This is a genomic window from Rheinheimera sp. NSM (assembly GCF_052380015.1).
Classification (GTDB): domain Bacteria; phylum Pseudomonadota; class Gammaproteobacteria; order Enterobacterales; family Alteromonadaceae; genus Alishewanella.
In genome coordinates, this window is record NZ_JBQTCI010000010.1 from 21501 (window position 1) to 47091 (window position 25591).

Annotated in this window: 31 protein-coding genes; 19 read left to right on the forward strand and 12 right to left on the reverse strand. The window is 53.4% G+C overall.

What is annotated here, in order from left to right:
- Positions 1-8: 8 nt before the first annotated feature.
- Positions 9-182, forward strand: a complete 174-nt coding sequence (locus tag ACTZWV_RS19020) for a hypothetical protein (RefSeq protein ID WP_444788064.1) — start codon at positions 9-11, stop codon at positions 180-182.
- On the opposite strand, the gene ACTZWV_RS19025 is transcribed toward ACTZWV_RS19020, so the two are convergent.
- Positions 132-374 (reverse strand): ribosome alternative rescue factor ArfA, encoded by a 243-nt coding sequence (locus ACTZWV_RS19025; protein WP_444788065.1) that lies wholly within the window; start codon positions 372-374, stop codon positions 132-134. The genes ACTZWV_RS19020 and ACTZWV_RS19025 overlap by 51 nt on opposite strands.
- A 171-nt stretch (positions 375-545) precedes the next feature.
- Here ACTZWV_RS19025 and ACTZWV_RS19030 point away from each other — a divergent pair, with 171 nt between their 5' ends.
- Positions 546-1277 (forward strand): MauE/DoxX family redox-associated membrane protein, encoded by a 732-nt coding sequence (locus ACTZWV_RS19030; protein ID WP_444788066.1) that lies wholly within the window; start codon positions 546-548, stop codon positions 1275-1277.
- Here ACTZWV_RS19030 and ilvA read toward each other — a convergent pair.
- The 4 genes from ilvA to ilvG all read right to left on the reverse strand — a co-directional run bounded on the left by ilvA (position 1274) and on the right by ilvG (position 6935).
- Positions 1274-2842, reverse strand: coding sequence for a threonine ammonia-lyase, biosynthetic (ilvA, locus tag ACTZWV_RS19035; RefSeq protein WP_444788067.1), 1569 nt, complete (start codon positions 2840-2842; stop codon positions 1274-1276). The genes ACTZWV_RS19030 and ilvA overlap by 4 nt on opposite strands.
- Positions 2843-3126: 284 nt before the next feature.
- Positions 3127-4977, reverse strand: a complete 1851-nt coding sequence (ilvD, locus tag ACTZWV_RS19040; RefSeq protein WP_444788068.1) for a dihydroxy-acid dehydratase — start codon at positions 4975-4977, stop codon at positions 3127-3129.
- A 51-nt stretch (positions 4978-5028) separates the two neighbouring features.
- Positions 5029-5283 (reverse strand): acetolactate synthase 2 small subunit, encoded by a 255-nt coding sequence (gene ilvM / locus ACTZWV_RS19045; RefSeq protein ID WP_444788069.1) that lies wholly within the window; start codon positions 5281-5283, stop codon positions 5029-5031.
- Positions 5280-6935, reverse strand: a complete 1656-nt coding sequence (gene ilvG / locus ACTZWV_RS19050; RefSeq protein ID WP_444788070.1) for an acetolactate synthase 2 catalytic subunit — start codon at positions 6933-6935, stop codon at positions 5280-5282. The genes ilvM and ilvG overlap by 4 nt, the downstream gene beginning before the upstream one ends.
- A 538-nt stretch (positions 6936-7473) precedes the next feature.
- On the opposite strand from ilvG, the gene ACTZWV_RS19055 reads away from it, so the two are divergent.
- Entirely contained in the window at positions 7474-7716 is a 243-nt protein-coding gene (locus tag ACTZWV_RS19055; protein WP_444788071.1) for a DUF1289 domain-containing protein, read from the forward strand.
- Positions 7717-7853: 137 nt separating this feature from the next.
- On the opposite strand, the gene ACTZWV_RS19060 is transcribed toward ACTZWV_RS19055, so the two are convergent.
- The 3 genes from ACTZWV_RS19060 to ACTZWV_RS19070 form a co-directional block, all read right to left on the reverse strand.
- Entirely contained in the window at positions 7854-8837 is a 984-nt protein-coding gene (locus ACTZWV_RS19060) for a catalase family peroxidase (RefSeq protein ID WP_444788072.1), read from the reverse strand.
- Between the two features lie 89 nt (positions 8838-8926).
- Positions 8927-9172: a GlsB/YeaQ/YmgE family stress response membrane protein gene (locus ACTZWV_RS19065; RefSeq protein ID WP_444788073.1), complete on the reverse strand. Its 246-nt coding sequence runs from the start codon at positions 9170-9172 to the stop codon at positions 8927-8929.
- On the reverse strand, positions 9169-9747 hold the full coding sequence (locus ACTZWV_RS19070; protein WP_444788074.1) for a 4'-phosphopantetheinyl transferase family protein: 579 nt from the start codon (positions 9745-9747) through the stop codon (positions 9169-9171). Before ACTZWV_RS19070 ends, ACTZWV_RS19065 begins: the two co-directional genes overlap by 4 nt.
- 163 nt (positions 9748-9910) lie before the next feature.
- On the opposite strand from ACTZWV_RS19070, the gene ACTZWV_RS19075 reads away from it, so the two are divergent.
- From ACTZWV_RS19075 to ACTZWV_RS19100, 6 genes are read left to right on the forward strand one after another with little or no spacing between them, the layout of a single operon-like run.
- Positions 9911-10318, forward strand: a complete 408-nt coding sequence (locus ACTZWV_RS19075) for a hypothetical protein (RefSeq protein ID WP_444788075.1) — start codon at positions 9911-9913, stop codon at positions 10316-10318.
- Positions 10305-11192, forward strand: a complete 888-nt coding sequence (locus tag ACTZWV_RS19080; protein WP_444788076.1) for an ABC transporter ATP-binding protein — start codon at positions 10305-10307, stop codon at positions 11190-11192. The genes ACTZWV_RS19075 and ACTZWV_RS19080 overlap by 14 nt, the downstream gene beginning before the upstream one ends.
- Positions 11189-12364, forward strand: a complete 1176-nt coding sequence (locus ACTZWV_RS19085; protein WP_444788077.1) for an ABC transporter permease — start codon at positions 11189-11191, stop codon at positions 12362-12364. The genes ACTZWV_RS19080 and ACTZWV_RS19085 overlap by 4 nt, the downstream gene beginning before the upstream one ends.
- On the forward strand, positions 12346-12612 hold the full coding sequence (locus ACTZWV_RS19090) for an acyl carrier protein (protein WP_444788078.1): 267 nt from the start codon (positions 12346-12348) through the stop codon (positions 12610-12612). The genes ACTZWV_RS19085 and ACTZWV_RS19090 overlap by 19 nt, the downstream gene beginning before the upstream one ends.
- Positions 12609-13727 carry a beta-ketoacyl synthase N-terminal-like domain-containing protein gene (locus tag ACTZWV_RS19095; protein ID WP_444788079.1) on the forward strand — a complete coding sequence of 373 codons (1119 nt, stop codon included), beginning with the start codon at positions 12609-12611 and terminating at the stop codon, positions 13725-13727. Before ACTZWV_RS19090 ends, ACTZWV_RS19095 begins: the two co-directional genes overlap by 4 nt.
- Positions 13720-14265 carry a hypothetical protein gene (locus ACTZWV_RS19100; RefSeq protein WP_444788080.1) on the forward strand — a complete coding sequence of 182 codons (546 nt, stop codon included), beginning with the start codon at positions 13720-13722 and terminating at the stop codon, positions 14263-14265. The genes ACTZWV_RS19095 and ACTZWV_RS19100 overlap by 8 nt, the downstream gene beginning before the upstream one ends.
- On the opposite strand, the gene ACTZWV_RS19105 is transcribed toward ACTZWV_RS19100, so the two are convergent.
- From ACTZWV_RS19105 to ACTZWV_RS19120, 4 genes are read right to left on the reverse strand one after another with little or no spacing between them, the layout of a single operon-like run.
- Positions 14262-15260 carry a BtrH N-terminal domain-containing protein gene (locus ACTZWV_RS19105; RefSeq protein ID WP_444788081.1) on the reverse strand — a complete coding sequence of 333 codons (999 nt, stop codon included), beginning with the start codon at positions 15258-15260 and terminating at the stop codon, positions 14262-14264. The genes ACTZWV_RS19100 and ACTZWV_RS19105 overlap by 4 nt on opposite strands.
- A 1-nt stretch (position 15261) precedes the next feature.
- On the reverse strand, positions 15262-15663 hold the full coding sequence (locus ACTZWV_RS19110; protein ID WP_444788082.1) for a hypothetical protein: 402 nt from the start codon (positions 15661-15663) through the stop codon (positions 15262-15264).
- Positions 15653-16813, reverse strand: a complete 1161-nt coding sequence (locus ACTZWV_RS19115; RefSeq protein ID WP_444788083.1) for a beta-ketoacyl-ACP synthase III — start codon at positions 16811-16813, stop codon at positions 15653-15655. The genes ACTZWV_RS19110 and ACTZWV_RS19115 overlap by 11 nt, the downstream gene beginning before the upstream one ends.
- A 41-nt stretch (positions 16814-16854) precedes the next feature.
- Positions 16855-17772, reverse strand: a complete 918-nt coding sequence (locus ACTZWV_RS19120; RefSeq protein ID WP_444788084.1) for a dialkylrecorsinol condensing enzyme — start codon at positions 17770-17772, stop codon at positions 16855-16857.
- Positions 17773-18098: 326 nt separating this feature from the next.
- Here ACTZWV_RS19120 and ACTZWV_RS19125 point away from each other — a divergent pair, with 326 nt between their 5' ends.
- From ACTZWV_RS19125 to ACTZWV_RS19170, 10 genes are read left to right on the forward strand one after another with little or no spacing between them, the layout of a single operon-like run.
- Positions 18099-18794, forward strand: coding sequence for a beta-ketoacyl synthase chain length factor (locus tag ACTZWV_RS19125; protein ID WP_444788085.1), 696 nt, complete (start codon positions 18099-18101; stop codon positions 18792-18794).
- 1 nt (position 18795) lies between these two features.
- Positions 18796-19587 carry a lysophospholipid acyltransferase family protein gene (locus tag ACTZWV_RS19130; protein WP_444788086.1) on the forward strand — a complete coding sequence of 264 codons (792 nt, stop codon included), beginning with the start codon at positions 18796-18798 and terminating at the stop codon, positions 19585-19587.
- On the forward strand, positions 19562-19816 hold the full coding sequence (locus ACTZWV_RS19135) for a phosphopantetheine-binding protein (RefSeq protein ID WP_444788087.1): 255 nt from the start codon (positions 19562-19564) through the stop codon (positions 19814-19816). Before ACTZWV_RS19130 ends, ACTZWV_RS19135 begins: the two co-directional genes overlap by 26 nt.
- A gap of 13 nt (positions 19817-19829) precedes the next feature.
- Positions 19830-20078, forward strand: a complete 249-nt coding sequence (locus tag ACTZWV_RS19140) for an acyl carrier protein (protein ID WP_444788088.1) — start codon at positions 19830-19832, stop codon at positions 20076-20078.
- Between the two features lie 5 nt (positions 20079-20083).
- Positions 20084-20632 carry a hypothetical protein gene (locus tag ACTZWV_RS19145; protein ID WP_444788089.1) on the forward strand — a complete coding sequence of 183 codons (549 nt, stop codon included), beginning with the start codon at positions 20084-20086 and terminating at the stop codon, positions 20630-20632.
- On the forward strand, positions 20613-21950 hold the full coding sequence (locus ACTZWV_RS19150; protein WP_444788090.1) for an AMP-binding protein: 1338 nt from the start codon (positions 20613-20615) through the stop codon (positions 21948-21950). Before ACTZWV_RS19145 ends, ACTZWV_RS19150 begins: the two co-directional genes overlap by 20 nt.
- Positions 21943-22299 carry an ApeI family dehydratase gene (locus ACTZWV_RS19155; RefSeq protein WP_444788091.1) on the forward strand — a complete coding sequence of 119 codons (357 nt, stop codon included), beginning with the start codon at positions 21943-21945 and terminating at the stop codon, positions 22297-22299. Before ACTZWV_RS19150 ends, ACTZWV_RS19155 begins: the two co-directional genes overlap by 8 nt.
- Positions 22292-23026, forward strand: a complete 735-nt coding sequence (locus ACTZWV_RS19160) for a glycosyltransferase family 2 protein (RefSeq protein ID WP_444788092.1) — start codon at positions 22292-22294, stop codon at positions 23024-23026. Before ACTZWV_RS19155 ends, ACTZWV_RS19160 begins: the two co-directional genes overlap by 8 nt.
- Before the next feature lies 1 nt (position 23027).
- Positions 23028-24020 (forward strand): LpxL/LpxP family acyltransferase, encoded by a 993-nt coding sequence (locus tag ACTZWV_RS19165; protein ID WP_444788093.1) that lies wholly within the window; start codon positions 23028-23030, stop codon positions 24018-24020.
- Positions 24001-25590 (forward strand): HAL/PAL/TAL family ammonia-lyase, encoded by a 1590-nt coding sequence (locus ACTZWV_RS19170; protein ID WP_444788094.1) that lies wholly within the window; start codon positions 24001-24003, stop codon positions 25588-25590. The genes ACTZWV_RS19165 and ACTZWV_RS19170 overlap by 20 nt, the downstream gene beginning before the upstream one ends.
- Position 25591: the final 1 nt, after the last annotated feature.

The window sequence follows — 25591 nt, forward strand, 5'->3', positions numbered from 1 at the left end:
GACCAGCTGTGTTTTTACCAATCGAATTACGCCATATACGTTTATGCCTTACCAAACAGCTTGCTGCCGGGCGGGTGGAGTTGCTTAAACTCGATGAAGATAGCGACGAATATATGGAAAAGGCGAATGACTTAATGGTGCTGGATAGCATTATTGCCAAGATTGACCGCGAGCAAACCTGAGCGGGGGGTTAGTTTACGGTTGACCAAAACAACAAGGGCGTAATCTTTTGAATTACGCCCTTTGCGGTTGTAGGAGCCTTTGCCCTTTTTCGCCTTTACCACCCTGGTTTGAAACAGCTTACTGGTGACTAACGCCTTTATCGCATTATCGCGGATCTCGCCGCGGCCATGCTCTGCCGCTGGTTTATTCATCTTGCTACTCCTGTTGAAAAAACGCGCAAAGTGTAACTGTGCCTTTAGGGCAGCGCAAGCGGAATAAGTTCCGCTGCCTGCTACGTTTATCAGTCGTTAAGTGTAGGAAAAAGGCGACTGTCTATAATGACGTTATAGCCGTTGTTTTTAACAGCACCAAAGGAGGATGCTTTGCCCAGACAAGCGATCTTATACCGGATGAAAACAGATGAGCATATCTGCCCGTTTGGGCTGAAATCAAAATATCTGCTGCGCCAGCAAGGTTTTACTGTGTCAGATCATCTGCTGACATCACGCGAAGAAACCGACCGCTTTAAGCAGCAGCACGATGTAAAGACGACACCACAAACCTTTATCGACGGTAAACGCATTGGCGGTTATGACGCGTTGCGACAGTATTTTAATATGGCCAGGGCCGGACAACAGGGCACCACCTACACACCGGTAATAACCATTTTTGTCATTGCTTTGCTGACCGCGCTGGCGGTGGTATTTGCTGATAATCTGACTGCTGGCGTGGTGCAGGTTATAGAGCTTTTTGTGGCATTGACGATGGTGATGTTAGCAGTACAGAAGCTGCGCGACCTGTATACCTTTTCCAATTCGTTTATTACTTACGATTTACTGGCGATGAAACTAATCCCCTACGCCTATGTTTATCCGTTTTTGGAAGCTTATGCCGGCCTTGGCATGATAGCGGGGTTATCTGCCATTCTGGTAGCACCGGTATCTATCTTTATCGGTACTGTGGGCGCTATATCAGTGATTAAAGCTGTTTATATTGATAAGCGTGAACTAACCTGTGCCTGTGTTGGCGGCGACAGCAAGGTACCGCTGGGTTTTGTATCACTAACTGAGAACCTGTTTATGCTGGCCGCCGGGGTATGGATGTTTATGCGTTAACCGGCAGTTAAAAATGTCTGGTAGCTGCGGTTGTTGCTAACCTGCTGATACTGGTAGCCCAGCTTGTCGAGGTAAGCGGCAATATCGTTGTGGCTGGCGGCTTCAAAGCCGGCCAATACATCACCGGTGGCAGCGCCGTGGTTACGATAGTGAAACAAGGTGATATTCCAGTGTTCGCCCAGGGTGTTTAAGAAATTCATTAACGCACCCGGATATTCCGGAAAGTTAAACTGATATACCTGCTCTTGCAGCTGGCGTGGTGGCATACCTCCGACCATATGCCGTACATGCAATTTGGCCAGCTCATCATCCGACAAGTCCTGAAAGTCATAACCGGCGTCGCTCAACAGTTTGGTTACCGTGTTCAGCTCCTGCTGGCCGTGGCGCAGCTTAATGCCAACAAAGATATGCGCTTTGTTGTCGCTGGCATAGCGGTAGTTAAACTCGGTAATAGCCCGTCCGCCCAAGGTTTGGCAAAAGCGGCGAAAACTGCCTTTTTCTTCCGGAATAGTTACGGCAAATACCGCTTCTTTTTTCTCGCCCAGCTCACAACGCTCAGATACATAGCGCAGCGTATCAAAGTTTAAATTGGCACCGCTTAACACAGCAGCAAACTGCTGCGGTTTGCTTAAGGTGCTGTTTTTCAGCTGCTGGCTGTATTTCTTCAGCCCCGCCAGTGCCAGTGCGCCGGCCGGTTCGGCCACCGCACGTAAATCATCAAAGATATCTTTAATGGCGGCGCATATTTCATCGCTGCTGACGGTAACCACTTCATCGCAGAAACGTTTGGCCAGATTAAAGGTTTCGTTGCCTATGCGCTTTACCGCTACACCGTCGGCAAATAAGCCAACCCGCTCCAGCGTAACCGGCGTACCGGCGGCCATGGCGGCTTTTAAGCAGGCGGCGTCTTCCGGCTCAACACCTATTACTTTTACGTTCGGCTGTATCGCTTTGATATACACAGCCATCCCAGCCAGTAAGCCACCGCCACCGACCGGAATAAACACCGCATTTAACTGGTTATGCTGGCTTAACAGTTCTTTGGCTACGGTGCCCTGGCCTGCAATAACGTCGGCATCGTCAAACGGTGGAATATAAATAGCGCCCTCGGTATTGGCCAGATTGATGGCGTAGCTGTTGGCTTCATCAAAAGCGGTGCCATGCAACACCACATTGCCGCCGAGCGCTTTTACTGCCGCGACTTTTATTTCCGGTGTAGTGATGGGCATAACAATAGTGGCGTTAAGCCCCAGTTTGCTGGCAGATAACGCCACGCCCTGGGCATGGTTACCGGCCGAGGCGCACACCACGCTGGCATCCGGGCTGTGTTGTTTTACTTTGTGCAATTTATGAAAGGCACCGCGCAATTTAAACGAGTACACCGGCTGTTTGTCTTCGCGCTTTAACAGTACGTTGTGGCCCAGCCGCTGGCTGAGTTTAGCCATGGCATCCAGCGGCGTTTCTACCGCAGCCTGATATACCGGCGACAGCAGAATTTCGCGCAGATACTGCTGCATCAAATCGGTATCTGTCTGCGCTGGTTGTACTGTTGCCAGATTGTTCATTGTTGCTCCGGTTGTTTAATTTACTGCGTACTCTCAAGCGAAGACCAGAAACTGCTAAACAAGGCGTCTCCGGCATGGAGGCCGGAGAGGAGCCTACAAGGACGTATTTACGGCGTCCTTGTGTGCAGTTTGTGGTCGAAGCCTGCAAATCCAGTTCAAGCTCACGGCAAGGAAATGCTCTTTTCGCCGCCTTCGACAGCACTTCCCTGTGCTGTCTCAGCCTCCGCGGCATCCCTGCCGCTGCTGCAAGAGCACACCTTGCCCATCGCCTAAAGTCTTGCTGTTTATTCTTCTAACTTGCTTAAATCCCTTACCGCGCCCTTATCAGCACTGCTGGCCAGCAGGGCGTAGGCTTTCAACGCGGAACTCACTACCCGCTGCCGGTTCTCTGGCTTCCAGCCCAACTTGCCTTTGGCGTCCATCGCTACACGGCGCCGTGCCAGCTCGTCATCACTGATGGCAATGCCAATTTTGCGGTTAGGGATATCAATCTCAATTTTGTCGCCTTCCTGCACCAGCGCGATAGCACCGCCGCTGGCGGCTTCCGGTGACACATGGCCAATCGATAAACCCGAGGTACCACCGGAGAACCGGCCATCGGTGATCAAGGCACAGGCTTTACCTAAGCCCATCGATTTTAAGTAGCTGGTGGGGTACAGCATTTCCTGCATGCCAGGCCCGCCTTTGGGCCCCTCGTAGCGGATAATTACCGCATCGCCGGCAACTACCTTGCCTTTTAATATTGCCTCTACCGCATCATCCTGGCTTTCAAACACCCGGGCGCGGCCGCTAAATACCAGATTCTCTTTTTCTACCCCGGCGGTTTTTACAATACAGCCCTGCGGTGCCAGGTTACCAAACAACACGGCTAAGCCGCCGTCTTGCGAATAAGCATGTTCTTTACTGCGGATACAGCCTTCCACCCGGTCGTCGTCAACACTGGGGTAACGGCAGTTTTGTGAAAATGCCTGAGTAGTGCGGATACCCGCCGGGCCGGCAGCGTAAAACTGCTGCACGTCAGTGGAAGGGCTGGTTTTAAGATCCCATTGCTCCAGCACCGCTGCCAGCGAGCTGCCCGACACATGCGGCGTATTGGGGTTTAACAAGCCGGCACGGTTTAACTCGGCTAAAATACCGATAACGCCACCGGCACGGTGCACATCTTCCATATGGTACTTTTGCGTTGACGGCGCCACCTTACATAAATGCGGCACTATACGCGATAAGCGGTCGATATCGGCCATGGTAAAGTCGACATTGGCTTCCTGCGCTGCGGCCAGTAAATGCAGCACAGTATTGGTCGAGCCGCCCATGGCGATATCCAGCATCATGGCATTTTCAAAGGCGGTTTTATTACCGATACTGCGCGGTAAGGCGCTGTCGTCATCGTTTTTATACCAGCGGTTGCACAGCTCCATTATTCTGAAACCGGCCTGCACAAACAGTTCTTTACGATCAGCATGAGTAGCCAGCAAGGAGCCATTACCCGGCTGGCCTAAACCTAAAGCCTCAACTAAGCAGTTCATTGAGTTGGCGGTAAACATACCGGAGCAGCTGCCGCACGTCGGGCAGGCGCTGCGTTCAATTTGCTCGCTGTCGCTGTCGGTTACTTTAGGATCAGCCGCCGACACCATCGCATCGACTAAATCCAGCTTGATGATCTGGTCGGATAATTTGGTTTTACCCGCTTCCATCGGCCCGCCGGAAACAAAAATAGCCGGTACGTTTAAGCGCATCGCTGCCATTAACATGCCCGGGGTGATTTTGTCGCAGTTAGAAATACACACCATGGCATCAGCGCAGTGGGCGTTGACCATATATTCCACTGAGTCGGCAATCAGCTCGCGCGACGGCAGGCTATACAACATACCGCCATGGCCCATAGCAATGCCGTCATCCACAGCTATGGTATTGAACTCTTTGGCGATGCCGCCGGCATCTTCAATACTTTTTGCTACCAACTTGCCCAGATCACGCAGATGCACATGGCCCGGCACAAACTCGCAGAATGAATTCACTACGGCAATAATCGGCTTACCAAAATCAGTGTCTTTTACACCGGTGGCACGCCACAGTGCGCGGGCGCCTGCCATATTGCGGCCTTCGGTAACGGTGGCGGATCTTAACTTTGGCATTGTGGTACTCCGTGTATTCGGTAAATAAAAAAGTATAGGGTTAAATCAGCATTAAGCACTTAGCACAGCCAGTTCGGCTGATACCAGTTCCAGTTGCTGCACGTCGTATAGTTTATGCAGCTGGCTGGTTAATAAGTGAATTGGCTTATCACCACTGACGGTCAGCGTAATATTCAGGCTTTTGGCATCACCACGCGGTGTCAGCTGCAAGCCGGCCAGTTCGTAACCGCGATAGCGGGTGACCTGTAATAAGCGTTCAACAACGGCCGGGGTGTTAGTGGCGGTGATATTCAGTACGTGGTTCATGCTTTTGCCTCCGTGATCATCTCTTGATTGGCAGCGCCCGGCGGCACTAACGGCCAAACGTTGTCTTTATCGTCAATACATACATGCAGTAAGTAAGGTCCGGGCCAGGTAAACATGGCTTCCAGCGCGCTTTCTACCTCGTCTTTACGCGTAATACAGTGGCCTGGTATAGCAAAGGCGGCGGCCAGGGCGACAAAATCCGGGTTGTCGGATAAGTCGGTTTCGCTGTAACGCTCGTTAAAAAACAGCTGCTGCCACTGCTTCACCATACCCAGCCGCTGGTTGTCGACAATGACAATTTTTACCGGCAGGCGAAAACGCTTAATGGTGGCCAGCTCCTGCACGTTCATCATAAAAGAGCCATCGCCTGATACCGTGATGACTGTGTCCTGCGGCCGGGCTAACTTAGCACCTATCGCCGCCGGTAAGCCAAAGCCCATAGTACCCAGGCCGCCGCTGGATAAATGATTACGCGGGCTGCTAAAGCGCATATGCTGTGCCACCCACATCTGATGCTGGCCCACGTCGCAACACACTACGCTGTTATCCGGCATCCGCTCGCTTAACTGCTTTAACATCAGCGGGGCATAGATGCGCTCGCCCGGGTGATCATAGCGCCAGCCATATTGCTGCTTTAACTGCGCACACTGTGCCAGCCAATCGGTGCAGTTTGTGCCCACCGTCATTGCCGGCAGTATCTGCTTCATATCGCCCAGCAGTGCCACATTGGCAAAACGCACTTTGTTAATTTCAGCCGGGTCAATATCAACGTGGATTACTTTGGCTTCGGGCGCAAATTTTTGCAGGTTGCCGGTTACCCGATCGTCAAAACGGGCGCCTAAACAGATCAATAAATCGCACTGCTGCACCGCTAAATTTGCCGCCTGAGTGCCGTGCATACCCAACATACCCAGGTAATGCGCGTTGTCTTTTGCCACCGAGCCCATGGCTTTTAACGTAGTAACCGATGGCATGGGGTTCGCGGCTAAAAACTGCTGCAGCTGGCTCATAGCACCGGCCATATGCACGCCGCCACCGATATAGGCCATCGGCTTCTGCGCTGCCGCGATTAAAGCGCGCGCCTTAGCGGCATTGACCAGCGAGGTATAAATTGGTGCAGCTGGCAATGCAGCACGGTGTTCGGCTTGATAGTCGATGTCAGCCAACTGCACATCTTTGGGGATATCTACCAATACCGGGCCCGGGCGGCCGCTTTGCGCTATGGCAAAGGCTTGATGCAAGGTGGCAGCCAGCTCGTCGACACTGCGCACCATAAAGCTGTGTTTGGTCACCGCCAGGCTTAAACCCAGTACATCTATCTCCTGAAACGCGTCGGTGCCCATTACCGCTTGTGATACCTGGCCGGTAATGGCCACTACCGGTACCGAGTCCAGCATGGCATCGGCCAGCGAGGTGATAAGGTTAGTCGCACCCGGGCCAGAGGTGGCCATACAAACGCCAACCTTGCCGGAGGCACGGGCATAGCCAATGGCCGAGAAGGCGCCACCCTGTTCATGCCGGCACAGGTAGTGCTTAACATCGCTTTGATACAGCGCGTCGTAAATCGGCATAATAGCGCCACCGGGGTAACCAAAAATGGTATCGACCCCGTGTTGCTGCAGCACCTGTAGTACCAACTCTGCGCCTTTCATGTTCTGTCCTCTTGCCCTGGTTAACTTTTCTAATGCCCTGAAACGACAAAACCCCCGGTCCTTTCGGAGCGGGGGTTTTGTTGGAATTCGCTTTTTACGCTACTTTTTTTCCAAAACACCGCCCCCGCGGAGATTAATAATCACCACGACCACGAGGACAATAATGTTCAGAACAGTAGCTAAACGCATAATGTAATTCTTACTTATTTACTTGGTTAAAAAATATTTTAGTTATATGGCCTGCAAAGCAGACCTAATTGCTATTAGAAATAGCCGTCTATCAGTCTGAAGTCAACTTGTTTTTGCGTTCTGCTAAAAAATAGTCAGTTCGGCCATCATCAGTGTTAGCTTAAAACCGGTTTGCCCACAACAACACGCCGTAAATACGTCCATGTAGGCTCGATTCGGCCATCCTGGCCTGCAACGGTTGTCTTAGGGCAAGCCAGTTTACGCTTTCAAGCCTGTGCGGAAGGCCCATTTGCGCGATATGGCGTTCACAACGTACACTTAAGTTATTCGTGAATCAGCGTGGTGGCCTGTGGATCAGTTAGAGCTGTTTGAACTGCCCAATCCCTGTATCGGTGTGTGCCAAAGCAACAGCCGCGGCTACTGCATTGGCTGCCTGCGCTCACGCGATGAACGCTTTAACTGGCATGAGAAACCCATTGCCGAACGCGCCCATATTTTAAAACTGCTAACCCAGCGCCGGGCCAGGTTAAACGCCAAAGCGAAAAAAGACACGGACTCACCAGCAAGTGGCGAATCGCTGGATTTGTTTTAAGCGCAGACTATCAGCGCGCGTTAGAACCCCGAACTGGTCGCCATAGAGTGTCTGAGCCCTGCCGTAGGCATTAGGGCGAGTTGCTGTGGCGAGCCAGAGCGGGTGTTGTAACGATCAGCGCCCTGCTAATGGACCAATTACTGCCCGCTTAACCGCTTACCAAATGAAATAGCATAGGCCGGCGAACGCATTCTTAGCACCGGGTCGTCACTGGCGCTAAAGCCACGGCTTAACACATTAGGGTCAAAGTTAATATTGCTACAACCGGCATCGCCAGCGGCATCAATCCGCAGGGTGCCGGCGTTTAATGTTGGCCGCGCTGGCCATTGCACAGACGGGTCATTCTCACTGTCTGCGGCTTCACCAAAGCTGATAATCCAGTCAAACTCGACGGCACCATCAGCTAAACGCTGTTTTAATCTGTCATCAAGAAAGTTGGCATTTTGCTGCTCAAGCTCTGTAGCAGAAAGCCCTTTAACACCATCTTTTGGCTGCAAATGCCAGCGTATTTTTACTTTTTCACCGCTTTTATCGACCAAGTAAAAAGTATGAAGGCCAAAGTACTCAGCCGTAGCATAACTCCATGGCGGTGGGTTAGCAGCAAGCCACTGTGCTTGTGGTTGGGTATCAGGGTTGGCCGCACGGAAGGCCTGAATTTTGGCCAGGTCTGGCTTGCCATCATTACCTGGTAGCGATGCCTGCAACAAGCCTAAAAAGTTGTCCGGGTCTTTAGCGCCAAATACCGGTGTGGTTAGCGTAGCGATGTTGTGTTTGCTGCCGTCAGCCAACGTAAACTGGGCTGCTAAGCCGCGTGGTGAACGGGCATAGTCGGGCGCTGCCGGGTTGCCGCCGGCTAGGGAAAAGCGATAGCTGACCGGTATAGCAGAACCGGAGAACAGTGCGGCATCAAAGCGCGCTGTAGCTTCAGGGCTGGCGGTAAAGTTGCCTGCTGCACACACGCCTTTGGCATGGCCTTTACGAATACCTTTGTGCTCGCCGAAAATCTTGGCAAATACCTCGATAAAATCATTAGGCTGAGCCGGTGCGGCTTGTGCTGTTAAAGGTAATACCGCCGCTATGGCAGCAGACAAGATCAGTTTACGAAGTGGAACAGATGGCATAAAAAAGTCCTGTATTCAGCGCGTAACCAGATTACGCATTGCAGTACAGGACAGATGTTTGCCAGAGAATATTTCCGCTAACGGGAAATTCAACTGCTTTTTTTAACCAAACCAATCAAAAATAACAGCACCACAGCACCCACGGTGGCGGTGATCAGCGAGCCAATTAAGCCATACGACGCCAGCCCAACCGCACGGAATAAAAAGCCACCGATAAAGGCGCCGACTATACCCACGACAATATTGCCCAACAAGCCAAAACCGCGGCCTTTCATAATAGTGCCGGCCAACCAGCCGGCAATGGCACCGATAAGTAAAAACAAAATAAAGTTCATGCTGGATCCCCTGTGATTTCTAGTGTTGTATCAGCGTCTTGATAGCATAAGCAAAGCATATAACCGGGTAATGGCAAGTGCGTTAACCGGATATTCTGCGGTAGTGGATGAGCTAACACCGCCAGCAACGGTTGTTGGCTGAACTTGCTGTAGGCTTCTGCAGCTGTCCAGCGCCGGTAAAAACTGTCGGCGCCGGCGCAAGGTTGCAATGCCGGATGCTGTGCTGCCAGCTCTGCGAAATTACGGCTGCGTGTTTGCTCGACATCCAGCCCCAGTGGCAGCGTGCTGCTGACCGCCACCGCTATAGCCTGAGCTGAATGGCTCACCGACAACTGCATAGCCCGGCCATTCACAACCAGCTGTGGCGCCTGTTCTGACGGTAAGCCTATGCTGACTTCAGCCGGAGCCAGCCCCAACTGTTGTTGCAGCAGTTGCCGTATCAGCATGCGGCCGTTACAAAACTGCTGCGCCCGCTTTACCCCGCAACTGCCGGCATAGTGCCATTCGTCGGCATTAAGCCAGCCGCGGCATTGCTGCGGTGGTAGCATGGTTACACGGTAAGCCAGCCAGATCATTGCGGTAAAATCGCCCTTTTAACAACAGTTTAACTGCTTAGCTGTGCAGCATAGCCTGAATAGCGCGTCTTTGTCATGGTATTGTCAACCGCCGCAGTAGCCGCCTGATGACAACCGGAACCGGCTGCGGTAGACTGCCGGTTTTGTTTTTCAGGCAGCAGCGTTGGAACGTACAGCAATAGAACAGCTGATCCCGCACAGAGGCCAGGCCCTGTGGTTAGACAGCGTTTGCGATATCAGTGAACAACATATTGCCGGCCTGGCATCCGCCGGCTGTACAGCGCATTATGGCAAATTTGCTGAACCCTGCCTGTTATTTGAAGCCGCAGCACAGTTATGTGCCGTGCATGGCGCCACTAAACAAACTAACGGCAAAGTACAGGCCTATGTCGCCAAAGTGCAGCAGTTGAACGTGCATAGCTTTGCTGTTACCCCCGGGCCTTTGCTGGTGCGCTGTAACCTGCTCAGCAGCAACCCGGCCGGTGCCTTGTACCACTTTACTCTTCACAGTGCAGCACAGCCTGTACTAAGCGGTCATTTACTGGTGGTTATTCATCATGCTGCAGCTTAATCAACTTTGTTATCGCTACCCGGCGGCTGAGCACAACGCGCTGGACCAACTCAACCTGCAGCTGCATGCCGGCGATATTGTCGGTGTGCTCGGACCTAACGGCGCCGGTAAAACCACGCTATTTTCGCTGCTCAGTGGTCTTATCAGCCCCGACAGCGGCAGCTTACACTGGCACTCCGATAGCCCGACTGTTAGCCTGGTACCGCAACATCTGGCATTTTACAGCCAGCTGAGTATCAGCGAAAACCTGCATTTTTTTGCTGACATATACCGCCTGCGCGGCAGTGTACGGCAACAGCAGTTAAACGCCGTTATTGCCGCCTGCGATCTTGGCAGCCGCTTGCAACAAAGCGCCGGCACTTTATCCGGCGGCTGGCAACGGCGGCTTAATTTTGCCATCGGCATTTTGCGCCCTGCGCAGCTGTATTTATTTGACGAGGCGACAGTAGGGGTTGACCCGGCATCGCGCCAACAGCTGCTGGACGCGGTAAAAGCGTTGGCAGCAGAGGGCAAAACCCTGTTGTACACCAGCCACTATTTAACCGAAATTGAGCAGATTGCCAACCGTGTACTGCTGCTGGACCAGGGCCGGTTACAGCTGGATATAGATGCGGCGCAACTGACAGCAGAGCGCCAACAACTGTTGGTAGAGTGGCCCGATGTGATACCCGATGGCTGGCACGCCTTGCTGCTACAACCCGGCCTGGAAGTTAACCCGCTTCCCCGTGGCAGCTGTGTCAGCGGTTTTAGCACTGCACAGTTGCTGCAGCTGTGTCAGTTTGTGCTGGCTGCTGCACCGGCGCCGGCGTTGCTGCGCTTAGGCCGGCCTTCGCTGGAGCAGCTCTACCTGCATCTTACCGGAGGCCGGTTATGAGGCTGCTGGCGCTGCTAATCAAAGAATGGCGGTTGTTATTACGTGACCTGCATGCGCTGGCGGTACTGTTTCTGATGCCGCTGGCTTTTGTGTTACTGATGGCGTTTGCCTTATCTGATCTTAATGCCACCACGCCTGCCACGCCGGCGATCAGCCTGCAGGCAGATGCCAATGACAACCACAGCATATTTTTTGCGGCGGCGTTGGCGGCACAAATTCCGCTGGCTGAAGCTGCCCCTGAGCGGGTGCAGTTGAAAGTGCCGGCGGATTTTGCTGCCCGGCTGGGTGAAGACGGCGCGGAATTGGTGCAATTAATTTTTCCGGCGAAAACGCCGGCCATAGTGCGCCAGCAAGTGCGGGCAGCGGTGAATATCAGCCTGGCGCAAACCCGGCTGCACAGCTTTTTACTCAGCAACGAACTGCTGTCGGCAGAGCAGAGCCTGGCAGAGCAACTGGCGCTGGTACAACAGCAAACGCACAGCCATATTGCCGAGCAGGACCTGGGCAGTCAGGGCCGGTTGTTTGCCCGGGCTAACCCGAGCCAGCACAGCGTGCCGGCCTGGTTAATCTTCGGCATGTTTTTTGTCATGTTGCCAATGGCCAATACGCTGTTGAAAGAACAGCAAAGCGGCACTTTGCTGCGGCTGAAATGTGCCGGCTTACCTACGCTGACCCTGGCGGCAGGCAAATGCCTGCCCTACTTCGTGATCAACCTGCTGCAGTTTGCCGTGCTGCTGCTGGTCAGCTATTTTGCGCTGCCGGCATTAGGCCTGGCACCATTACAGCTGCACGGCAGTTTAGTCGCCTGGCTGTTATTGGCGCTGAGTATTGCCGCTTGTTGTTGTGGTTTCGGTTTTTTTATTGCCAGCCTGGTCCGCAGTAATGAGCAGGCCTTAATGCTCAGCGGCGGCTGCAATATTATTCTTGCTGCTATCGGCGGCATTATGGTGCCCAAGGCGGTAATGCCGGTGGCCATGCAGCAACTGGCCAATGTGTCGCCCATGAGCTGGGCGCTGGACGGTTTTCTTACCCTGTTAGTCGCGCAGGGTACTGTGGCCGACATCGCGCCCTATGTGGCGCGTTTACTGTTGTTTGCGTTGCTTGCTTTTGGCCTCGCTTACGTAATTTATCACCATAAACTGAGTCGGATAAAATGGACCGTGCTGTACTGATTAATGAACTGAAGCAATTGCTGGTAACCGAGTGTGACAAAGAGGATGAGTTGCAGTGGCAGGAAATCCTTGATGACGAGCCGTTATTCGGCAGCGACAGCCGGCTGGATCTGGACAGCCTGGACGCGCTGCAGCTAAGCCTTGCCGTGCAAAAACAGTATGGCGTGCGGATTGAAGGTGCCAGCGAAGGCCGCCGGGTGCTGCGCAGTATCAGCAGCCTGGCAGAGCATGTGCTGACGCAGCAATGAGCGCGGTATACTTAAGCCAACCGGCTCTGCAATGCGCACTGGGCAGCAATTTATCTGACGCTGCCCGCCGCTATGCCGCCGGGCAACTGCCCACCGCCGGCACCATGACCGTTGCGGCACAGCAACAGGTGCCGTTTTTATTTGCGCAGGGTAGCGCCACATCACCGTTAGCACGCATTATCCCGCTGCTACAGCACACCCTGGAGCAGGCCGGCACAGACGCGGCCGACTGCTTGTTGCTGGTGGCGTCAACCACGCTGGATGTGAACCGGATAGAACAGCGCTTATTGGCCGGCGCAGCCTTAGAGCAAGGCTTGTTACCCACCTTTGATGATTTCAGTGCGCAGTTGCGCTCTGAGTTTGCCTTTGCCGGCATTACGATTATCAATACCGCCTGCACCAGTGCAGCTAATGGCTTGTTGTATGGTCAGCGATTGCTGAATGCCGGCCTGTACCGGCGCGTGTTACTGCTGGCATTTGATACGCCGGGTTACATTACCGCATCCGGCTTTACCGCGCTGGAACTCACCAGCCGCAGCGGTCAGTATCGCCCGTTTCACCCGCAACGCGACGGCTTAATTATCGGTGAAACCTACGCTGCAGTCATGCTGAGCTCCACGCCGGATCTGCAGCCGGTTGCCAGCTTGCTGGGGGGCGCCAGTGCCTGTGATACATACAATATTACTACTACCGCCGAAGACGGCAGCCATATTGCCATTGTAATGCAACAGGCATTAAGCAACACCGGCCTTACTGCCAACGCTGTTGAGCTGGTAAAACTGCACGGTACCGCTACCGCCGCTAATGATGTTGCCGAGCAGCAGGGCTTACAACGGGTGTTTGCGCAGCAATGCCCGCCGCTGGCGCTGTTAAAGCCTTATCTGGGTCACAGTTTGGGCGCCTGCGGTTTAAGTGAAACGCTGTTACTGCTGCAAGCGCTGGCACAGGGCAGCTTGCCGGCCGTACCCTATGCTGCCCAAGCTACGCTGCCGTTGCCGCAACAGCCGGTTGAACTGGCAGCTGAGGCGGTGCTGATGGCGAATTTCTTTGGCTTTGGCGGCAATAATGCCAGCTTGTTATTGCGCAGAAGCTGCAGCGGGAAAACTAATGTTTAAAGTACAGCAGTGTTATCAGCAAAGTTGGGCAGCCAGCCTGACAGATAAAGAATTAAAACAGCAACTGGCCCGGATCTACCCGCAGGTGCCGCGCCGGCTCGATCGGCTGGCACTGATGTCGCTGTTGGTTGCGGCACCGTTTCAGCAGCAACTTGCCGCCGGCACCGGCCTGTACCTGGCATCAAACTATCCGGCGCTGGCAAATATGTATGCCTTGCTCGATACCGTCGTAGTACAGCAGCAACTACCCAAACCGTTTGAGTTTGTTAACAGTGTCAGCAATGCCGCCTGCTTTTATGCCGCGAAAATGCTGCAATTGGACGGCCCCAATTTGTTTATTGGTGCCGGGCCGCAACCCTGGCAACAGTTGGCCGAACTGGCGCTGGCCGATTTGCATAGCGCCGTGGTGCCACAAGCACTGTTAGTGCTGGTAGAGCAAGGTACAGAGCACAGCACTGCGCAGGCGGTATGGTTACAGCGTGGTCACTGGCAACCGGCCGCCTGGCACTACCGCGATTTTGCAGCGGCAGCAGGTTAAGCGGACTGTTTCAGCCAATGCTTTAGCTGCTGCACCAGGTCACGCTCCATATCGGCAATCTGCAATAATTCGCGGCCTAAAGCAGCAAAATCAGACTGCGGCTGCTTCGCCTTGCAGTACTGCACCAGAGACAGCGCAAAACGACGCCACTGATCGCCGGTAGCCGTCAGTTGCTGTGCCAGTTCAGCCAAGCGCCGGTCCGCCAGTTTGTCGGCCGCTTCTTGTAAAAACGACGCATACATAAAGCGAAACCCGGCACCGCCGGTACCAATTTCTTCCTGCATCCGCACTATATGAGTTAAGTACAGGCGGTTGTATTTGTGGCTATCCGGCTTTAGCGCCGCAATTTGTTTGGCCATATGAGCAATACCGCGCACACCAATCCACGGCAGGGGCAAACCGTCCATAATACGCGTGCTGGCTTTGATAGCCGTGCGGATAACGCTGTGCCAATCAATATCTGCCGGCACCTTGCCTAAGCTATACATCAGGCCTTTCGGTGCCAGAGCGCCTTTGGCAAACCGGGCTTTTTGCAGTGCGGTGGCATCACAACGCACCGGCGCTTCAAACACCGGATCGCTGATCAGGTAGTCATTCTGCTCTTTGCCGTACACCAGTAAATTATGTGCATTAAAATGAAAGCGCATTTCCGCCGGAAAGTACGGCAGGTAAAACACACTGCTTTGTAAACCTACGGCCCGGCCCTGCGCCAACATGGCATCCAGGGCGTGCTGCCCGGCAGCGGCATTACTAAAGCGGCGGCTACGGATCGCCAGGCCTAAGCGTTTATTCAGCGTGTTAATAATATGCCGCGGCGGCATACGGTAGGCCACCAGCGGCATACCGTTTATTTTTACCAGCGGTAAATAGGCAAACGCCAATGCAGAAGACAAACCAAATACCATGGCTTCACTGAGCGGAAAGCCGGCGTTGGTCAGCAGGGCCGACATAACACCGCTTTCGCAGTGCGCACTTTGCTGATGTTGAAAGCTCATATTATTCCTGCTGATAAGCCTGTAGCTGCGCCAAACTGACATCCAGCGCAGCGCTGTAGCGCAGTAAGATGCGCGCAGATAACTTACGGTAATGTTGCAGCTGAAAATGGCGGCGAATACGCCAGCGCCACAAGCCGGTGATCTGGCTTAAGCCGGTGTCATCCAGCCTGGCCTGATACATTAAAAATAACAACGGCGAAGCCTGGCCGTTGCACCAGCGCTGATACGCCTGCTCTGCCAGTTGCTGCAACTCAGCTACTGCCAGTTCTGTGGCAAAGGCTTCGGCTTCCCAGCCACTGCTTTGTGCCGTGCGGTACTCGCCGTCGGCAGTGGTGGCGTATAGCAGCTTTTTATGGCCGGCGTAGGTTGGGCTGGCATCTTGCGGTACTTCGTCAAGCTTCACCGGCTACTACCTCTAACAGCATAAAAGCACTGGAAAAGCGGCCGCTTTCCGGTACATAGCACAGCAGTTTCTCGCCGTTTTGTAACTTGCCGCTGTGAAATAACTCGGCCAGCATAATAAAAATCGACGCCGAACCGGTATTGCCGCAGGTGGTCAAATTGGTAAACCATTTATGCTGCGGAATAACAAAATCAATATTTTCCAGCCCGGTCAGCAACCGGTCACGGAAGTATTCGGACGAATAATGCGGTAAAAAGTAATCTATTTGCTGCGGTTGCAACGGATGTTTGGCCAGCACCTGCTGCAGCGCCTGCTCTACCGTAACGCGAACAATATTGTCGTTCAGCAGCTTAACGTCCTGCTTCACCGCCATTACAGACTTAGCCGCGCGGCTGTCGGCGTCAAACCGTGTCCAGCTTTGCAAGCCGTGCTCACCTTGCTCGGCGCCGGCATACATACAGGCCGGTAACTGGTTAGCGAAGGACAAAATTTCAATCCAGTGCACGCGCAGGCTCAGGCCTTTGGCGGCCGGTTCATTTTGCAGCCACACTGCGCCGGCACCGTCAGACAACATCCAGCGCAGAAAATCTTTCTCAAATGCCAGTTCCGGTTGTTTATCCAACTCAGCCACTTTGGCTTGTGCTTCAGCATCAAAGTTACGCGCATGCATCATATTTGACGCCACTTCCGAGCCACAGGCCACCGCATTACGGCTGTTGCCGCTGGCTACACTCATCCAGGCATATTTCAGTGCACTGACACCGCACAAACAAATACCGGCGGTAGACACCACTTCACACGGTGGGTTGCCCAACTCGCCGTGCACCATTACGGCATGGTTCGGCATCAGCTGATCCGGTGCCGAGCTGCTGGCAACCAGACATTCCAGGCTGTTCAGCTGTGTGCTGTCGCGGCATAACTTTCGGATGGCGCGGGCTGAAAGCTCCGCATTGGTAAGGCCGGGCTCGCCGGTGGCCGGGTCTATTACATAGTGGCGTTGCGTTATACCATTGCTACGCAGGATCAAACGCCGCGCGCGTGACGGCTTACCTGCCACCATGCCTAAACGGGCTTCCATTTGTTCATTATTTACTGCATCGTAAGGCAGTTCAGCCGCTATTGCGCTGATATATACCGGTTGTAACGCCATCAGGGTCTCTTCTCTTTACCACTTACTGTATCGCTGCTCTGCTACTCACCAGACGGAGCGGCAAAATAACGCTTTTGTTGTTGTATCCGCTTGCGGGTTAGCGGCGCCAGCAGTTTTTTCAATAAGGCCGTAACGGGCACGACGGTAAGAATCAGGCTCAGCAAAAAGCAAACATACAACATCAGGCCCAGCCGCCGGCGTTTACTGTGTTCCGGCCCCAGCCGGTACAGCAGTTTTGCCCAGATACTAAAGCTATGGTTGCCTACGCGTTCTGATGCAATCAACTTTTCATTAATATGCACCGCTTGCAGCCCGCCAAGCATACTGCTGCTGATGTCCGTATCGTCTGCTTGCAGACGTTGGCGCATCGCCTCACCAAACCGGCTGGCGGCAGCAATATCGGCATCACTGATACCGGCTTTGGGCAACCAACTACGGGCCTGCTGTTTGCCGGTGAACATCCACATCGGTGTAGCCAGAAAGCTGGCGGCGCTGCCGCATTGATCAATCAGCGCAATATTATCAACTAACCGCGCTTGCAACCGGGTAAGATGCGCTTTTACTTTTTCCTGCGCCATTAACCACATATTGCGACAACCAATCAAGGTTACTACAGGTTTGTGCCGTAATAATTGCGCGGCTATATCAGATTGCAGAAAGCTGCTGACAGGTAAAGACGGCGATAAAAACCATACCTGATAAGCCAGAATAACTAAATCGTAATCGTCTGCTAACGGCTGTGATGGTGCCAGTAAAGGTTGCGGAATTTGCAGAACAGTTTCAGGGAAAATAGTAAAAAAACGCACAAAGGGCCAGGGGAAAGGATAAGGTTGCTGCGGCGTAAGCGCCAGATAATCCAGTTGAATATCATCAGCTTGCTGCAAAGGGCCACAAACAGATCTAACCAGCCGGTTCAGTTGTCCGGTCTGGGAATAATGTACCACCAGCACTTTACGCATGCTTAACCTATTACCACACAGAGTGTAATCAAAGCCGGCGATTCTAGCATGTGCCGCCGTTTTTTGGTCAAACAATATCGTACTGTGTATCGGGCAGGGATTGAAATACTGTTAAACAATCAGGTACAAGGCGCATTATTTTTTTATAAACCGCGCTGCTTACAACATAATGCCGGCGGCTTCTGTTACATGCTTTTACTACGTATCAAATACTTAGCACCGGCGCTGCAGTAACAACCCGGTATTTATTTACATTCACCTGCATTGTTATATATGATACGCGGCTTTTGATAACCTTTTTGCAGTTGGCGAGTGGCTATTTCTGAATGGAATTATTGATTAAATCCTGGGCGGTGTGGATGCCGTCAGTGCCGCACGCACCAGAGCAGGACAGTAGCACGCCACAACCGCAACCGGCACTGCCGCAAGTGCCGGCGATGACACGGCGGCGCTTAAGCCGCATGACCAAGATCGCCTTTGAGGTAGCCTTAACTACGGCGGTAGTCGATCAGCAGATCAGCACTATTTTTGCCTCACGCCACGGCGACCTGCATAAAACACTCAACTTATTGCAACAGCTGGCCGCTAATGAAGCCCTATCACCTTCACAATTTGCTTTATCGGTGCACAATGCCATTAGCGGCCAATACAGTATTTACAGCAACAACCGCGCCGATAGCAATGCTATTGCAGCCGGCGCCGACAGTTTGCATTACGCCTTACTGGAAGCAGCGGCGCGCTTTGCCACAGAGCCGGACCTGAACGAGATGTTGGTCGTGTACGCCGATGAACCTGTACCTCAACCCTATCAGCCGTTTTGTGCCGACCCGTCGCTGGCCATTGGCCTGGCGTTGTTGTTAAGCCGCAACGAAGGCCTCAAGTTGCAGTTTAGTATGCAGCACGATGCCAACTGTGACGCCAGTGCTGACCAGGCGCTGCAGTTGCTGCCGTTACTGCGCGGTGACATTACAACGCTCAGTATCGCCGGCCGGCAACGCCACTGGCTGTGGCAGAGTGTCTGAGATGAAACAACAATTGAACCATGCTTACCGCATTGTTGGCACCGGCTTTTGCTTTGTTTGTTTTGGCATTGGTGGCGTTTTGCTGTCGCTGAGCATTTTTCCGCTGCAGCGCCTGTTTATCCGTGATGTGCAACAGCGTAAGTTATCTGCCAGACGCACAGTGCACCGTACTTTCCGCTTTTTTATCGGCCTGATGCGCACCCTGCGTATTTTTCATTTTGATTTCAGCGCAGAGGCGCAGCTTAAACACTGTCAGGGCCAGATTATTATTGCTAATCATCCCAGTCTGATTGATGTGGTAGCGCTAATCGCGATGACGCCGAATGCCGACTGCGTGGTAAAAGCGCAACTGTTTCGCAACCCCTTTATGCGTGGCGTCATTACCAGCACCGGCTACATCAGCAATTCTGATCCGGATAAATTGCTGGACGATTGCGCGGCGTCGCTGCAGGCTGGCAACAACCTGATTATTTTCCCCGAAGGCACCCGCAGTACGCCCGGCCAACCGCTGCAGTTTCAGCGCGGTGCGGCAAATATTGCGCTGCGCAGCGGGCGCGGTTATCTGGCGTTAAGCATCTGCTGTCAGCCGTCTACGCTAACCAAACAGGAACAGTGGTATAACGTGCCGGCAACCCGGCCGACACTGGCCATCCGGTTTTTAAAGCATATTCATATAGATGAATATTGCACTATGTCGTCCCCTTCTTTAGCTGCCAGGCAGCTGACAAGGGATTTACACACCTTTTATCAGCAGGTACTGCATCACAATGGACAAGTTGAAACTCGAACTTAAGCAATTAATTATCAATACATTAGAGCTGGAAGATATTACACCGGCCGATATTGATGATGACGCGCCGTTATTTGTGGAAGGCCTTGGGCTGGATTCAATTGACGCCCTTGAACTGGGTCAGGCGTTAAAAAAGCAATACAACATTAAGCCTGATGCCAATTCAGAGCAAAATAAACAGCACTTCGCCAGCTTAACCAGCCTGGCGCACTATGTGCAGCAACAGCAGTAAACGGAGCCTGACAATGAAAACCAAACAAGATGTTTATCATGTTCTGCAAACTTTGATGGTAAAAGAGTTTGAATTAGACGCCGAGCAGATACAACTGGACGCTCACCTGTACGAGGATTTGGATCTGGACAGCATTGATGCGGTGGATCTGGTGGTAAAACTACGCGAACTGACCGGTAAAAAGATTGAGCCCGATGCGTTTAAAGCGGTACGTACTGTTGGCAATGTTGTCGACGAAGTGTACGCACTGATCGAGGCCTGATTAGAGTGACTACGGCAGTAAAAACCGGTCTGCAACTGACGCTGCTGCTCTACCCGTTTTACGTGTGGTGGGCGGTGAGCCATTGGCATCCGGTTACGGCCGTTATTCCTGCCGTGGTATTGGTATTGGTTAAGGCTTTTGGCCGTAACACCGACCGCCACAGCCGTGGTTTTTTCCTGCTCAGCGCTATGGTGTTATTGTTGGCTGTCGTTCTGGGCAAAGCAGAAACTGCCATGCTGTACTATCCGGTATGGATGAATGCCGGTATGTTGCTGCTGTTTGGCTGGTCGCTGTGTTTTCCACCTACAGTGGTAGAACGGATTGCCACTTTGATGGATGGTCCGCTGGATGCCAAAGGCATCGCTTATACCCGTAAGGTTACTGCCGTTTGGTGTGGCTTTTTTTGCGCTAATGGCGCCATCGCGGCGTTTACCGCCTGGTGGGGCGATTGGAACTTGTGGCTATGGTACAACGGCGCTGTGGCCTATGTGCTGATGGGTCTGTTGATGTTGCTGGAATGGCTGGTACGGCGTCGTGTTAAAGCAGCACAATAGTCGCTGGCAGCTAAGCTGTAACCATCCTCAGCAGGTGGTATTGCTGGACGATGATGCCGCCTTGTGTTGGCACGATTGGCAGCAACTGCTGTACAGTGCACTGGCAGAAGCGGCCCGTTACGATGGCGACGCCGTCTTGTTGTACCAACCCGACAGCCAGCAGTTCAGCCTGTGGTTTATCGCGTTGGCGCTGCTGGGCAAACATATCATTCTGGCACCGGACAACCAACCGGCCACGCTGGCGTTGGTGCAACAACACTGCGACTGGCAGGTACCGGATACACCGTTGCAACCGGCGGCAAATATCCGCTACTTAGCTGCACTGGAACTGAGCCCGCACTGCCGGGTCAGCTTTTTTACTTCAGGCTCTACCGGCGCGGCAAAATTGATCAGCAAACAGCTGCATCAGCTGTTGTGCGAAGTGCAGACGCTGGAGCAGCAATTTGGCGCAGAGCTGGCACCACAGGCGGTATTTGCCGGTACGGTATCGCAACAGCATATCTACGGTTTATTGTTCCGTGTGCTGTGGCCGCTGTGCTGTGGCCGGCCGTTTTACCGACGCCAGCTGAGCTTTTTTGAGCAATGGCAAGCCTTGTTGCAGCAGCATAAGGTGGTGCTGATCGCCAGCCCGGCGCACCTGGCACGCTTTGATGATATAGCGGCACTGGCACCACTACAGCAGCAGGTTCAGCGTATTTTCAGCTCCGGCGGCCCGCTGGCAGATAGCGTTCCTGCTTTGTATTATCAGGCACTGGCGCAAGCACCGCTGGAAGTATTCGGCAGCACCGAAACCGGCGGCATCGCATTTCGCCAGCGCAGTCAGGCAGATACGCCCTGGCAGGTGTTCAACGGCATCACTCTGAACCAGGATGCGCGCGGCGCGCTGATTGTGCAGTCACCTTATCTGGCAAACGGCGCCCCGTTTCAAACCCAGGACCATGCCCTGATGCTGGGGCCGGACCAATTCCGCTTACTGGGCCGGCTCGATCGTATTGTTAAAGTAGAAGAAAAACGGCTGGCTTTGCCGGAGCTGGAACAATTTTGTCTCAGCTCTGCTTTAGTCAGCGCCGCGGCGGCTGTGGTAGTAAAGCAGCCCAAGGTGCAGCTGGCACTGGTAGTAGTGTTATCCGCTTCCGGTACGGCTTTATTACACAGTGCCGGCAAAGCTGCGGTAAATCAGCAGCTGAAACAGCATTTGTTGCAACGCTTTGAACGGGTGGTACTGCCAAAACGTTTTCGTTATGTTGCGGCCTTGCCGTACAATCAGCAGGGTAAATTACCCCAGCCGCTTTTGGAGGCACTTTTTACTGATGACTAAATTATTTCCGTTAGTGCAATTGCAAAGCCAAACCGCGGAGCGGGTTGAGCTGCAACTGACCATCAGCGCTGATATCGTTTATTTTGAAGGTCACTTTCCGCAGGCCCCGGTGCTGGCCGGCGTAACTCAGCTGCATTGGGTAGTGGAATACTGCAAACAATATTTTGCCGGTTTAACGCAGGTGATGGCGGTAGAAGTGCTGAAGTTTCAGGTGATGATCCGCCCCGACGATGTATTGCAGCTGGTGTTGGAACGCACAGCAGATAAAACCACGCAATTCAGCTACTACAAAGCAGAACAAAAAGTAGCATCAGGCCGCTTGAAGTGGAATGCAGATCAGCATGACTAACTGCTTCTTAATTCCTATTTATAATCACCATGAAACTATCGCCGCCACGGTACAGGCGCTGCTGCCCTATCAACTGGCGATTATTATTGCTGATGACGGCTCTGATCAACAAACCAAGCAGGTATTACAGCAACTGGCGCAGCAACAGGCGCTGGTAGATGTCATTACGTTGCCCCGGAACGGCGGCAAAGGGGCGGCGGTCAGTGCAGCGCTGCGTCACGCTGCTGAACGTGGTTTTAGCCACGGTTTGCAGATAGATGCCGACGGCCAGCACGATGTCAGCGATATTCCCAAGTTCTGGCAACTGTCAGCCCAACAGCCGCAGGCGTTAATCAGCGGTGCACCGCTGTATGATGATTCGATGCCGCGCGGCCGCCGTATCGGCCGGCAGATCACACACTTTTGGGTCAATATTGCAACCCTGTCACGCGATATCCGCGATTCCATGCTGGGGTTGCGCGTGTATCCGCTGGCAGCCACCGTCAGCTTGCTGGACAGCGTTAAGCTGGGCCAGCGTATGGATTTTGATATTGAAATTATGGTGCGGTTGTACTGGCAGGGCGTACCGGTGCAGTTTATCAGCACCAAAGTGATTTACCCGGTGGGCGGCCGTTCGCACTTTAGTATGCTCAGAGATAACTGGCTGATCAGTAAAATGCACACCAGGTTGTTTTTCGGTATGTTATGGCGCTTACCGAAGTTGCTGCAACGCAAATGGGCGGCGTAGCATGACAACGCAAAGTACACACTGGGCGAAAAAGCAGGAAAACGGCAGTTATCTGGCCATCCGCATCTTGCTGTTGTTATATCGCTTTGGTGGTAAGTGGCTGATTATGTTGGTGCTGGGCCCGGTGCTGGGTTATTTTTTCGTCAAAGATCGCGCGGCACGTCAGGCATCGCTCAGCTATTTGCAGCAGTTGCACACGCATGCCGGTGCACAAAGCCCGTTCCGGCGCAAACCCGGTTACCGCCAGGCCTTTGCCCATTTTTGGCAGTTTGCCATGGCGGCGCTGGCTAAAATTGATAGCTGGCTTGGTCGTATCAAGCCGCAACAAGTACAATATGGCGGCAGTTTGCACTTTGAACACATTATGCCACCGGGCCGCAGCAAAGGTGCGGTGCTGATTGGCAGCCACCTGGGGAATCAGGAAGTATGCCGTGCTCTGGTGCGCAGCAAGTATCCGGTGCGGATCAATGTGCTGGCACATACCAAACATACCGCTGCCTTTAACCGCATTTTAAAAGAGACTAACAGCGACGTCGACTTACAGCTGATCGAAGTCACCGAGCTGACACCGGCCGTCAGTGTAATGTTAACCGATTGCATTGACCGCGGTGAGTTAGTGGTCATTGTCGGCGATCGCATCTCGGCGCAAACACCGGAGCGGGCAGCATGGGCTGATTTTCTCGGCCGGCCGGCTCCTTTTGCCATTGGCCCCTGGGTGCTGGCCAGTTTACTGCAATGCCCGGTGTACCTGATGTTTTGCATGAAAGAAGCGCAAGGCTACAACCTGATGTTTGAGCCTTTCGCTGACGAGTGTATAGCGTTACCGCGTAAAACACGGCAGCAGGAACTGCAAAAGCTGGTGGCGCGTTACGCCGCACAGCTGGAGCAGGTACTGTACCGCTACCCTTACCAATGGTTTAATTTTTATGACTTCTGGCAATTGCCGCAAGTCCGACAACAGAAGGAACACTCCGGTGACAACAGCAGTAATTGAGCCCGGCATAGCGGCGTCAGCAGCGCTACAAGACAGCATCAGCTTTGGCGCTGGTCGCATCAGCATTGAGCAAATCACCGCTATTGCCCGGCAACAGCTGCCGGTAAGCCTGAGCACAGAGCAGCATTTTGTCCGCAAAATTAATGCCGGCGTCGCCTTTTTAGATAAGCTGCTGGAAGAAGACGGCGTAATTTACGGCGTCACCACCGGTTACGGCGACAGCGTAACGGTAAAGGTACCGTTGTCACAGGTGTATGAGCTGCCGATACACTTAACGCGGTTTCACGGCTGTGGTTTAGGCGATTATTTCAGTGTTGAAGAGGGCCGCGCTATTCTGGCTGCGCGGCTATGCTCACTGACGCAGGGCTATTCCGGCGTCAGCTTTGAACTGTTAAACCAATTAAGTGCCTACCTGAACCTGAACATAGTGCCGCGTATTCCGCAGGAAGGCAGTGTTGGCGCCAGCGGCGATTTAACCCCGCTGTCTTATGTTGCGGCCAGCCTGATTGGCGAGCGTGACGTGTATTACCGCGGTGAAGTACGGCCGGTGGCAGAGGTGTTAGCGCTGCATCAGTTGCAACCGATCCGGCTGCGGCCAAAAGAAGGCCTGGCCATTATGAACGGCACAGCGGTAATGACGGCACTGGCATGTCTGGCCTACCAGCGCGCCGAATATCTTACCCGTTTATCCAGCCGCATTACGGCGCTGGCCAGCCTGGCCCTGCAAGGCAACAGCCATCACTTTGATGATATTTTGTTCAGTGTAAAGCCGCACCAAGGCCAGAATCAGATTGCGGCCTGGATCCGCGCTGACTTAAACCACGTTGAGCATCCGCGCAACTCTGACCGGCTGCAGGACCGCTATTCTATCCGCTGTGCACCGCATATTATCGGCGTGCTGCGCGACGCCCTGCCGTGGTTTAAACAAACCATTGAGAACGAACTGAACAGCGCCAATGACAACCCGATCATCGACGGCATTGGTGAGCATGTATTGCATGGCGGCCATTTTTACGGCGGCCATATCGCCATGGTGATGGACACGATGAAAACCGCAGTAGCCAATCTGGCCGATTTACATGACCGGCAAATGGCGCTGCTGATGGACACGAAATTTAACAATGGTTTGCCATCAAACTTATCCGCTGCAACGCCGGAGCGGCGTTATATTAACCACGGTTTTAAAGCGGTGCAAATCGGTTGCAGCGCCTGGACCGCAGAAGCATTAAAACTGACCATGCCGGCCAGCGTATTCTCCCGCTCTACCGAATGCCATAACCAGGACAAAGTCAGCATGGGTACCATTGCCGCACGTGATTGTTTGCGCGTGTTGCAACTGACCGAACAAGTTGTGGCTGCGTCATTACTGGGCGTGCAGCAGGCGGTGCAATTGCGCATTGCTCAGGGCGAGCTGAGCCACGCCAGCCTGAGCGCGGAGCTGCAACAAATGCTGGACAGCTTACAGCAACAGTATCCGCTGGTTACTGAAGACCGGCCGCTGGAACACAGCCTGCGCCGGCTGGTTAGCCAGGTGCAGCAACAGCACTGGCTGTTGTATCAGGAAGCCTGAG